The following is a 12201-nucleotide window of genomic DNA, read 5'->3' as shown; positions in this document are numbered from 1 at the left end:
GCGTACTAATCTTAATGAGTACGTTAACATGAATATCCATGGTGAATATTTGAGCATTTATAGGGTAACTCAATGAATCTTGAGCAATTGAGTGCATTTGTAGCTGCAGCTAACACGGGATCATTTAGTGCTGCTGGGCGACTTGTTAAAAAAACACCGGCTGCGATTAGTCAGCTTATTGCGAATTTAGAGATTGATTTTAATTTGTCACTTTTTGATCGTTCAGGGCGTTATCCGACGCTAACAGATGAAGGTGTAACCTTATATGACTATGCGAAACGTATTGTCGAACTCAGTGATGATATGGAACGAAAAGTAGCAAGCTTTCATAAACAAGTTGAAGATCAAGTCACTATTGGTATTGAGGGGTGTATTAGTCACTTTGTTATTCCTGAGCTATTGAGTCGATTTGCTCAGCATTTCCCTGACGTTAGGCTTAAAGTCGTTAATATGGATTCTAGCTTATTGCGCCGATCTGTCACTGATGGCTCATTGGATCTTGGGATTGGTTTTTGGGATACCAAAGACAACGTGGACTATCACAGCTATACGCTTAAATCCGTATCGACAGTTGTGGTTGTTTCACCTAAGCACCCATTTGCAGGAAAGAAAGTTGGGTATGATGATTTGTGTTATCAGCGCCAACTGCTATTACCCGTAAACAAATCTTTTGATTCTGCGATTATTAGCGTGAATCGCTGGGAGTTCGATAATATCGTCGATCTCATCGCTGGTGTTACTGCTGGGATGGGCTGGTCAGCACTGCCATTAATCTGCGTTGAAAATCAAATAGACAAAGGGGATCTCATTCAGCTAAATGATGTTGATTTTGGCTTGAGCTCAGAGGCCGTTTATATTGAATTGATGAGCTCGAAACTTGTTCCTGCTGGTCCTGCGATTAGTTGGCTTAAAAAAGCAATCAGTGAATTAGACATTGAAACTAATGTGTATTGAGCGAAAGCATCATTCGTTTTAGATGTGTGATTATTCCGATAAGTAAAAGCCAGTATTTCTATACTGGCTTTTACTTATACATTTAGTGTCCCGTCCTGAAATGTGTTTACACATTGAGGACTAATGATGACCATTCCAAATAAACACTACGTTAAGCGCACTCAGCGTGATTACACACTAGGCTTTAAATTACAGGTTGTAGACGCCATCGAAAAAGGCGACATGACCTATAAACAAGCCCAATCAATTTACGGCATACAAGGTCGTTCGACCGTTCTTACTTGGTTAAGAAAGCATGGAAAATTGGATTGGACTACCAGTTCAAGGAAGAACACGATGCCAAAATCACCAAGAGCAAATGAAACGCCGGCCCAGAAAATAAAACGACTTGAACAAGAGCTCGAAGATGAACGCCTTAGATGTCTTCTTCTCAACAGAGTTGTCGATATTCTTGACGCTGAGCATGGGATGTCGCTAAGAAAAAAGTATATAGCGAAGGAGCAAGAAGCCTTCAAAAAGAGAGGAAAGTAAGCTTAAGTAAAGCTTGCTCATTGCTCGATATATCTCGTCAATGTGTCTATCAGAGAGAAAAGCGTGAGGCAACTCGTCAGGCTGAGCTTGCTCCTGTGAGAGGAATGGTACTTGAACTAAGACGCTTCATGCCTCGACTAGGAACTCGTAAGCTCTATTTCTTACTGAAACCTAAGCTGATAGCCAAGGGAATAAAACTTGGTCGTGATGCTTTGTTTAATTACCTCAGGGAAGAACGCTTACTCGTTAAGCCGAAACGGAGTTACACCAAAACAACGAACAGCAGGCACTGGATGAAAAAACATCCGAACTTGCTAAAAGAAGTCGTTCCGTCAAAACCAGAAGAGGTTCTGGTGAGCGACATCACTTATGTTCAGTCGAGCGAGGGCGTTCACTACTTATCATTAGTTACCGATGCCTTCAGTCGTAAAATTATGGGGTATGAAGTCAGTAATGAAATGAAAGCGAGTGATGTTGTGAAGGCTTTAGATATGACGCTAAAGACTCGATGTTATCGTCATGCGACAATCCATCATTCAGATAGAGGACTTCAGTATTGCTCTAGCCTTTATCAAGAGAAGCTTAAAAAGCATGGCATAATACCATCAATGACGGATGGATATGACTGTTACCAAAACGCGTTAGCTGAGCGGGTCAATGGTATCCTCAAGCAAGAGTTTTTGCTTACTCAGTGCAAAGGTCTTAACGAGTTAAAAACGCTTGTTGAAGAGTCTATATATACGTATAACGAAATGAGGCCGCATCTTAGCCTTGGCATGGATACGCCAAATAAAATGCATGAAAAAAGCCAGCAACTTGCGTTACTGGCTTACTAAAATCGTCAACGTATTTTAGGACGAGACATAGAAATAGCGCTTTATTTTGACTCTGGTATTTTATCGTTTTCTTTTACTGGCTTAGTGGTACGTGCTGCAAGTTTATTTGCTAGCGAGTGTAACTCAGGCAGCATGCGATGAATTAAGTGTAGCTGCTGTAATACCATGCGAGCGGAAGTGCAGTCTTCATCACGCCACTGTGCTAAGCGCTGCTCTAACTCGTTATCGCCATCTGGTGCTTGTGCGCAAACATTACCTGACAGCTGCGTCGACAAACAGTCTAGCTGTGAGTGAATATAGCGATGCGCTTCTGCCACCAACTGGTGGGTGTATTCTTCATCCAAGCGGGTACGGTGTGCGCCTAATGCTGAGATGTAGCTAAGCATGGCATGGTTTAAAGTTAAAAAACGGAAACACTCATCGGTTGCCATTCGGTAGCGTCCCGGCTCTGCTAACATGTTACTGATTGCTGTACTTAACTGTGCATCAGTATTGTGGGCATCACGGCGTGAAATTCGGTACTGCAAACTGTCTTTTTTGCCAATGCGATACTGACCTATGATTTGACCTAAATAATCTCGGTTAGCTGTGATTGCAGATGCCATCACGTTATGAAGGCGATTTGCCTGCCAGTCGGGCAGGATATAGCTGACGGCTAATACCGCTAATAGACAGCCTAATAAGGTATCGCCTAAGCGGGGTAGAATAACCGCAAATCCTTCGCCCAACTGGTTGAAACAAAAGAGTACTAACAGTGTTATAAAAGTTGTTGCTAACCCGTAACGCACTGTGCGGAAAGCAAAGAAAAGCACCCCAGCCAAAACCATGAGTACCAACTGCCCTTCTTGACCAGGGAAGAGGTAGAGTAGCGGAATACCAATCAGTAAGCCTGCGAGTGTGCCAGCAACACGTTGCACCAGTTTTTGGCGGGTTGCGCTGTAATTGGGTTGGCAGACAAACAAAGTGGTTAGCAAAATCCAGTAACCACGTTCAAGGTCTAAAAATTGAATACAACCATAACCTACCACTAACGCAATCGCCATCCGCAGTGCATGACGAAATAAGATTGAATCTGGCGTAAATTGGCCGATGAAACGTTGCCACAACTCTTTCATGCTGCGCGCTTCGGTATCGGCTAACTCAATATCATCACCTGTCTGAGCTACATCAGGGTTACTGACATTTGATAACTGACGTTCAACGGTTGCGAGATTATTAAACAAGTATTCCAGCTGACTAACAAAGATTCGCCACTCTGGCTTATTTTGTGCTTTGAGGTAATTCAGTGATTCTTGTAGTTCATCCAAAGCGCGTACGCTTTCCGCACCGTGGCGGTATTGTTTGCCCATGGATAAGGCTTGCGATATTTCACGACAGGCATTGGCTTGCGAGGTCAGCAGGCGTTGGAAGCGAAACAGTACATCACTACGGTGGAAGGCAGCCGCAAGATCTTGGTAACGATAGTGAGATGAGCTCGCGCGCTCGTGAATGTCTTGCGCCAGAAAGTAGATTTTTAAAAACTTATCGCCAGTTTGGTTAGGTTGGCCACGACGTGCACGATGTAGCAAGGTGCTTTTCGCATTATTCAGTGCGGTGACTACACGGGCATTTTTACTCGCAGCTTCAAGGCGTAGTGGCTGTGGCACCATATCTAAAACAGGTTCAAATAGTTTACTTTTACTGTCTAAGTAGTGGGCAAACTCATTAAATACCCCAGCTAAACTTTGCTGCACCGGTTGGTTTGGCCACAGTAACTGCCATGTTAGCGATAACATGCCATACCAACTCGCCCCAGCAAGTAGCAAGGCTGGTTGATACCAAAGGTTAGGGCTGTTTTCTGCACCTAGCATGGTATATACCGCCAAGAGTAGCGAAGCAAAGGCAATGCTGGCGTAACGGGCTCCCATTGCCCCGAGCATGATGAAACCAAAGGTTGATACGAATAAACCTATCGCAAACAGCCAAGGGGTATCGAACAGTAATTCTATAGATAGCGAAGCGACCAAGAAGCAAAATAGTGTCATGCTTTGTGCTTTCATCCGTCCCCGAAGGTTATCATCGGTTTCGGCTAGTGCCGATGCAATTATACCAAGCACTAAGGGAGTAACCGCCGTGGTGGCTTCCCAGTACCAACAAGGCAATGCCACGCCAACGAGAGCAATAAATACGCGAATGCTGTAGTTGATACGGTCGTTAGCCCAATAGCGGCCTAATGTTAGTTTGAAGCGGCTGTTCTGCATGGTTTTGATGAGTTCTTATTCGTAATGAAGACAGGTTACACAACAATTCATCGCACAACTAAACTTGAAAGCGATGGAGAGGGCAAATATATCAAATATAGGGGCTTTTTGCTTTTCTTCAGCATAAAAACCGCATAGAAAAGGCAAGTATTTGGCAGATGATATGAGGTATTTAGTCAATTTTAGGTCAGAAGGCTATGGTGAAGTCTGAGTTCTTGGTAATCTCTAGTTCCGTTTTATACCCAGCAGCTAGTATTAAATACTGGATGTGAAATATCACGCAGTGCGTGTAATGACTCAGTGTTTCAGAGGACAGGATGAGATTAAGTGCCAACTGGTTTGCCCAATGGTTAGTACAAGGCGACTTTTACAGTATCGAATTGCAAGAAAATAGCCTGATTCTTGATAGCCAAACTGAAACAGAAGTGCTTCCTTTTGACGAGTGGGATGGTGCCATTACTGTTCACCGTGGTGTGATGTGGGGGTCATTAGAATTAACGTCGGCTGATCAACAATACTGCTGGACAGTACATGGTCTACCGTGGCGCCATTGTAAGGTGTTCGCTAATTATCTGCTTAATGCTTATCGTCAATGGGCGCATAATCGTGTTGATAAGCTCGATGCTGCTATTCCTAAAATGATGGAGCAGATCCACTCTTTTACCGAACAAAAAGGGTATCTACGTCGCTCTGCGCATGTCGCTTTGCATCAATCGTTAAATGAGCAGTTAGTCGAGACAGAATTAACTGCAGAATTGGCGACGGCATTTCGTCCGCACGCACTCGAAACCATTGCACCTTGGTTGAGTGATAACCAAGAATGGGTTGTGCAAACCAACAGTGAGTGGCTTGAGTCGGAATCAGAAAAGTGGGCGTCGTGGTTTGATCAATTTGAATCTTCTCCCCTGAACCCATCACAACGTGAAGCGGTGTTAATCAACCAAGATCATAATCTTGTCCTTGCGGGAGCAGGAACCGGAAAAACCAGTGTGCTGGTGGCGCGTGCAGGTTATCTCATTGCCGACCAGCAAGCACATCCTGAAGATATTTTGATGTTGGCGTTTGGGCGTAAAGCAGCGGAAGAAATGCGTGAACGCTTGAGCACCAAAGTGAATAATGCCATCAAAGTGGCGACATTCCACAGCTTGGGTACACAAATTATTCAAGCCGCGGAAGGTGAACGTCCTAATGTTTCGCCATTGGCGCTAGATGATAAAGCATGTGCAGCATGGATTGGCTCAATGCTAAAAGAGCAGTGGCAAAATGCGGCATCAAGCAAGCGTTGGCAAAAGCACCTGACCCAATGGCGGATCCCTGGTTTCAAATCAGATAACTCTATGGAACAACAAGCGAGTAATGAACAGTTAATTGCTTGGGTATGGCGTCATATCGAGTTATTAGGTCAACGTGGTGGCGTGAAAAAAGCCGAGTTGGTAGAAGCCATAGAACAAAGCGATAAAACCGCTTCGCATGCAAGAATGAAGTCAGAACTTGCGTTGTTGTGGCCATGTTTTCGTGCTTATGAGCAGCATTTAAAGACCAATAAAGAAATTGATTTTAATACCATGATCCAGCAAGCGACCGAATACGTCAAAGACGGTAAGTTCGTGCCGCACTGGAAATTCATTATGGTGGATGAATACCAAGATATTTCACCGCATCGCTTAGCATTAATTGAAGCCTTGTGTAAAAGCGAAACGGAAGGTGCTAGTAAAGCAACCTTGTTTGCAGTGGGGGATGATTGGCAAGCCATTTACCGTTTCGCAGGGGCTGATGTGAACTTAACAACAGGCTTTGAAGAGCGCTTTGGTGACTGCCATATTACCCAGTTAGAAACCACTTATCGATTTAACAACATGATAGGTGAGGTGGCGAATACCTTTATTCAGCAAAACCCTGAACAGGTTGCAAAGTCGCTGACGAGCTTTAAGAAACAGAAACGTAAAGCGGTCACCTTGCTTTGCCAAGATTTACTTGAACAAGAGTTGGTGCAACTTGCCAGTCAGCATGAAAAACCAACCTCGGTATTACTCTTGGCTCGTAATAATAATCAACGACCGCAGGGATTGAAGAACTGGCAAGAAAAATGGCCACAGTTGAATCTTCAATTTATGACCTGCCATGCCAGTAAAGGGCGTGAAGCGGATTATGTGTTCATTCTTGATGTAAATAAAGGCATCTTCCCTGCGCCCGATCGTGAAACTGGGCTAGCGGCATGTTTACAAGCACGTACAGAAGCCTTTAGTGATGCAGAAGAGCGCCGTTTGTTTTATGTTGCGTTAACGCGTGCGAAAAAACATGTATGGGTGTGCGCTGATCAAGATAAGGTCTCGCCATTTGTGCAAGAACTGATTGATGATAGCTATTCGGTGCTTAATAAAATTAGACGAGCTAGGAAAACGAACTAGCAGATAAGCGAGCACGAGAAATACAGACAAGATAAAAGCCTTCTCATTGTTTTTACAAGAGAAGGCTTTTTTGTTTTAGCCTACACGTTCTGCAAGGTACGCAGCATAGTCAGGAATTTCAATTTCGACTTCACGATCTAACAGGGGTGATGTGATCAAGAAGTTTGCACTTGCACGGTTGGTTGCAACAGGAACATTCCATACACCAGCAATACGCAATAGTGCTTTCACATCTGGGTCATGCGGTACGGCATTGAGTGGATCCCAGAAGAAAATCATTAAATCAATTTGTCCTTCTGAAATCATGGCACCAAGTTGTTGATCGCCCCCCATCGGGCCACTGATCATACATTTGATGTCTAGCCCGATTTCATTCGCGATCATGTGACCTGTAGTGCCAGTCGCATACAAAGTATGTTCACTGAGTTTGTCTTTGTGCTCGGTAGCCCAACGTAATAAATGTTTTTTATAGTTATCGTGAGCAACCAAAGCAATGTTCTTGCGACGTTGCATTGTACGGGTTGTTATTTGCATAAATGCACCCTAGTTCCTTATTTTGCGGCATCGTTTCACTTTTTATTGTTGTGCGTGAAGCGTAAACGATTACCTGTCTAGCCATGTGTTGATATATCTAATGATAGAACGGGCTATTAATAACAGAGCGTCATCTATTCATACAAGACAAATTCACAAGAATCATGAACTTGTAATACATTTTTGTCGGTTAGGATGAGGTTGAATGAAACTACCGCTTAATATGGTGATCTGACACATGAAAAGCGGGGCGAAATTCCGCAGGCGAAAGCGAATCAGTGATCGTATCTTCTGGCAGGTGATCTGGCGTTAATGCTTCGATTTTAGGTGCCAAATCGATATCACTTGGCTTATTTTCTAAATATCGGACAGCTTGGTCGATCGACAACCTTGCTTGCTGTGCCATTTTATCTGTTGGTGAAAATAGAATTTTCCCGCGTCGTAAACCTCGGTATACCCCATGACTGAGGTAAGTCGATACAATCTTAATATCGTCGGATTTATGATTGGTGCGCAATTCACTGATGGCCACTTCCGCAGCGACAGCACCGCCAACGATATAGTCAATGTCAGTATGGTTATCAAAAAGTTGCTGAATGAGGTCGCGTTGCAGCTCTTTGCTGTTATCAGCCCATAGGGTCGTGATTACTTCGATATCTGAACCATGGACAGCATCATTGAAGCCCGTAGATACTGGTTTAGTTCCGCCTCTTAATTTTGGCCCTGGTAACCAAGCCACTTTCACCTTACCACTGCCTTTTGGGTGGCGTTTAGCAAGGAAATCACCCGCTTGTTTCCCCATGTAATACCAATCAACCCCGACACGTGCTTTGACTGTTTTACGGATCGTTGGATCGGTGAAATCAACATCATTAGTCATTGCGAAGACTGGGATACCACCGGTTAGGTTCGCAAGAATACCGTTGTAAGCATCGCGGTCTACCGTTCCTAAAATGATGGCGTCAGCGCCCCAGTCTTTACAGGCTGTAAGTTGGCTTTTTTGTTTTTGTAATTGCGGATAGCCACCCGCTTCAAAAACATTCAGCTCGATACCAAGCTGCTTGGCTTGCTGCACCATGCCATAGTTAATAGAAAGCCAGTAAGAATCTTTAAGGTGCGGGTAGACGGCACAAATTTTCCACGGCTTTGCAGCTTTAGTTAGCGGTTGATAGTCGATTGCCACCTCAATCGCATCAGGTGAGAAAGGGGGGGTATGGCTTAGCACTTCACGCGCATAAACGGTTTTTATCCCCATAGAGAAGGAAATAAACAGAAACAATAGGGATATTAACGGTATTTTTCGCATGGTAGATAGCATCTAGGCCTAAATCACTGGCAAAATAGTATATCTCTATTCTATGGCGTCAGCGCCATAATTGCACATTGAAAGATAAGTGGTTAGTCATATGGCGTTCACTCGAAACGGTATTGGTCAAAAACTCCTCTGGGCCTTCTCTGCAATGGCAGGTTTAATGATCATTGCTGTATTAATTGGTGTCGCGGGGTTCTCGTTTGTCGCCAAAACAGAACGGGCAGTGATTAACTCTGCTGTACCTGCACTGGTGGAAGCACGCCAGCTTTCCGATCTTAGTACCCGTATTATCTTTTCTGCTCAGGTTTTGGCACAGGCCAAGGATGAAGACGATCGGGTAAGACAAGGCCGTGCGTTAACGGTGCATATGGAAACATTGAAGCAAAGCCTCAGTGCCTTAGAGCGTTTTTCTTTTGAGCCCGAATTGATGACGCGCTTGGATGACAACATCAAGAAGATTGTCGAGAATCTTGCCATGCTAGGGTTGTTAGTTGGTCGACAAATTGAGTTACAAGATCGAGTGAATGAGCTGAACGACAAGATGAGTTCAGCGACCACACAAATTGATGTGTTGTCGCAGTCGCAAGTGTCTAATGCCAACACCATTGCGGTCGCAAACGTATCCCGCATTTATGACTTGATTGCGAAAGACAAAATAGATGATGTTTATCAAGCACTTGATAGCTTAGTTGAAGTCGATATGGATCTAACTGAGCGCCTTTTTGAGCTACGATTTTTATCCTTGCAAGTGATCAATATGCTGGATGATTCCATGCGATTGCATGATCCTGAACGTTTAGACTTGCAGCAAAAGCGATTTACTCATGCCGCGAATGTTATTCAAAATCGCGTAAAATCCGTTGAAGATCCAAGTCGCTCAGCACAGTTAACAAAACTTGCTGCCACGTTAGATGAAGGCGAGCAGCTGTTTAGTAACTTACATTTATTACTGAAAGCCAAGCAAGATGTCGAGCGCATGGCTCAGCAAAACTTAGCGCTATTTCAGCAAGTAAATAATACCGTTGACGATATCATAGCAACGGCTAACCATAATACAGTGCAAGCGGTCACGACAGTTGATAAGACATTGACAGCGGCTCGCAATAGCTTAATTGGTATATCCGCAATTGGTATGCTAGCGCTTGTATTGATTATGTGGCGGTTTGTGTATGCCAAGGTTATTCGTCGTATGAACAATTACAGCCAAGCTCTGCTGTCGTTAGCACGTGGTGACTTAGACATTAAGCTAACGGTAAAAGGCGATGATGAGCTAGCTGAAATGGGGCGGGCCATTATGGTCGCACGTGACACCGCCTATGAGCGCCATCGTCTTGCGCAGGTGGAATCTAAAATTCGTTTTGAACTGCAGCAACATAAAACCAGCCTTGAGCGCTTAGTTGCTCAACGGACAGGTGAATTAGAAAAGACGAATACCAAACTTAATCAAGAAGTCGTTAACCATGCTAAAGCGCGAGTAGAAGCGGAAAAAGCCAACCGTGCGAAATCCGCTTTTCTTGCCACCATGAGCCATGAAATCCGCACACCAATGAATGGTGTACTCGGGACTGCATCACTATTGGCAGATACAGGGCTTGATGAAAAACAAGCTAAATACCTATCAGTGATTAACCGCAGTGGTGAGAACCTGCTGGATATCCTTAACGACGTGCTGGATTACTCTAAGATTGAAGCTGGGCATTTAGATATCCGCCCGACACAGTTTTCCCTATGTGAGTTGTTATCGGATGTAAACAACCTACTCGAACACCGTGCGCGTACCAAAAAAATCCGGTTAGTGACACATGTTGATAACTACATGAATGATCACTGGGAGGGGGATGTTACGCGTATTCGTCAAGTGCTGGTCAACCTTGTAGGTAACGCCATTAAATTTACCCACAAAGGGCAAGTAAGCATCAATGTGGGCATGCATCCTGACATGCCTGATGAAGTGATGTTCCAAGTGCAAGATTCTGGTGTCGGTATTGCAGAGCAAGAATTGGAGGGCTTATTTACGGCTTTCCATCAGGCCGAAGATGGCCGCAAAACAGTGGGAGGCACAGGGCTAGGTTTAGCGATAAGCAAGCGAATTGTTGAAGCTATGGATGGAGAAATTGGCGCTGAGTCCACGCCATCTGTTGGGAGTTGTTTTTGGTTTTCTATCCCACTTGAGGAGGGTGAGGTGGCATGCTGTGACCTTCCCCAGCGTGAAGAAATACAGCCTGCTCACATCTTGTTAGTCGAAGATAACCCTGTGAATAGTATGGTGGCTGAAGGCTTCTTAACCCGATTAGGCCACAGTGTGGTGACTGCGATCGATGGGAAACAAGCTGAATCTATTTATCGCCAGCAAGCCTTTGATTTGGTGTTCTTAGACATTAATTTACCTGATACAGATGGCGTCACGCTATTGGCGCGTTTGCGCCATATTGAAGCTGAAAAATTGAAAGTCTCGTCTTTAACGACGTCAAAGTTGGCGACTCCTATGGTTGCGTTTTCTGCCCATGTATTCCGAGAAGAGGTTGAAGGGTATTTAGCGGCAGGTTTTGCTGGTTTCTTACCAAAACCTATTGTTGAAAAAGAACTATGGGGTGTTTTGCATCAGGTGCTACCTGCATCACAGCGTGTGACGATAGCAAGTCATCATGTAGAAAAAGGGCAACAAACATTACTAAATACAGTGGGTGAATCTCAGCAGGCACTTGTAGCTTCAGAATCTGAGCCGTCGACGGTCAGTGATGTAGCAATGCAGGCAGATACGCACACAGAAGCAAACACAGATAAAAATGATACAGAGAGAACAATGTCAGACCAAAACGATATGGCAGAAGATCATGCCGCGATTGCAGAGGCTCAGTGGCTAGACAGTAAAGTGCTAGGCAGCGACCTGAAAGTCTTGGGTGAAGTGCAAGTCAAGCGCCTTATCCAACTCTTTACTGAATCATCAAGCGAAACCCATGGCAAATTAGAAGAAGCATTTAAAGCGGGTGATTGCGCACAAGTCACCAGTTTAGCGCATAACTTAAAAGGTGCCGCAGGCACTATGGGGCTCATGCGTTTGTATAAACATTGCCTGTATTTTGAAAAAGCAGGTAAATCAGGCGCATTATCTCAGCTGTCATTGGATGAACTAGCCGAGACATTCATAGGCTCAATTAAGGCATTGAAAACGACATTCTCCCCCGATGATAATTAATTATGGTGGTCAAGAGAACCAGCAGTAAAGGTTGGTAGCATATACAACGCGTGAGAAACAATTAACATCGGTGGTTTACTGCTGCACCATGATGATTAACAACCAAGGGCTGGATCGTATAAAGCGATCCAGCCCTTGTTTTTATTATTCTGTTGAGTGAATTATTAATGGCGTGATCTGTTGAACAAAA

Annotated in this window: 7 protein-coding genes; 4 read left to right on the top strand and 3 right to left on the bottom strand. The window is 44.3% G+C overall.

What is annotated here, in order from left to right; genetic code table 11:
- The first annotated feature begins 72 nt into the window (after window positions 1-72).
- Both OCU77_RS11610 and OCU77_RS11605 read left to right on the top strand, forming a co-directional pair.
- The gene (locus OCU77_RS11610) at window positions 73-954 is read left to right on the top strand and encodes a LysR family transcriptional regulator (protein WP_048900188.1); all 882 of its coding nucleotides are present in this window, start codon (window positions 73-75) and stop codon (window positions 952-954) included.
- Between the two features lie 126 nt (window positions 955-1080).
- Window positions 1081-2321 (top strand): IS3 family transposase gene (locus OCU77_RS11605; RefSeq protein WP_390624770.1). Its coding sequence is split into 2 segments (ribosomal slippage): window positions 1081-1453 and window positions 1453-2321, totalling 1242 coding nucleotides; the frame shifts between segments, so codons are not numbered across the junction.
- Between the two features lie 41 nt (window positions 2322-2362).
- Here the strand turns inward: OCU77_RS11605 and yccS are convergent.
- Window positions 2363-4561 (bottom strand): YccS family putative transporter, encoded by a 2199-nt coding sequence (gene yccS, locus OCU77_RS11600; RefSeq protein ID WP_048900745.1) that lies wholly within the window; start codon window positions 4559-4561, stop codon window positions 2363-2365.
- 317 nt (window positions 4562-4878) lie between these two features.
- Here yccS and helD point away from each other — a divergent pair, with 317 nt between their 5' ends.
- Entirely contained in the window at window positions 4879-6969 is a 2091-nt protein-coding gene (gene helD / locus OCU77_RS11595; RefSeq protein WP_048900746.1) for a DNA helicase IV, read from the top strand.
- Window positions 6970-7044: 75 nt separating this feature from the next.
- Here helD and OCU77_RS11590 read toward each other — a convergent pair whose 3' ends face one another.
- Complete coding sequence (locus OCU77_RS11590) at window positions 7045-7503, bottom strand: methylglyoxal synthase (protein WP_048900747.1); 459 nt, start codon at window positions 7501-7503, stop codon at window positions 7045-7047.
- A 211-nt stretch (window positions 7504-7714) separates the two neighbouring features.
- Entirely contained in the window at window positions 7715-8809 is a 1095-nt protein-coding gene (gene torT / locus OCU77_RS11585; protein WP_239686080.1) for a TMAO reductase system periplasmic protein TorT, read from the bottom strand.
- Between the two features lie 100 nt (window positions 8810-8909).
- Between torT and torS the strand changes: the two genes are divergently transcribed.
- Window positions 8910-12011 carry a TMAO reductase system sensor histidine kinase/response regulator TorS gene (gene torS / locus OCU77_RS11580; RefSeq protein ID WP_048900748.1) on the top strand — a complete coding sequence of 1034 codons (3102 nt, stop codon included), beginning with the start codon at window positions 8910-8912 and terminating at the stop codon, window positions 12009-12011.
- Window positions 12012-12201 lie beyond the last annotated feature (190 nt).

Origin of the sequence: Photobacterium swingsii, assembly GCF_024346715.1 — a bacterium.
GTDB lineage: Bacteria > Pseudomonadota > Gammaproteobacteria > Enterobacterales > Vibrionaceae > Photobacterium > Photobacterium swingsii.
Note: the sequence above shows the minus strand (reverse complement) of the source record. Positions and strands in the feature narration are given on the sequence as shown.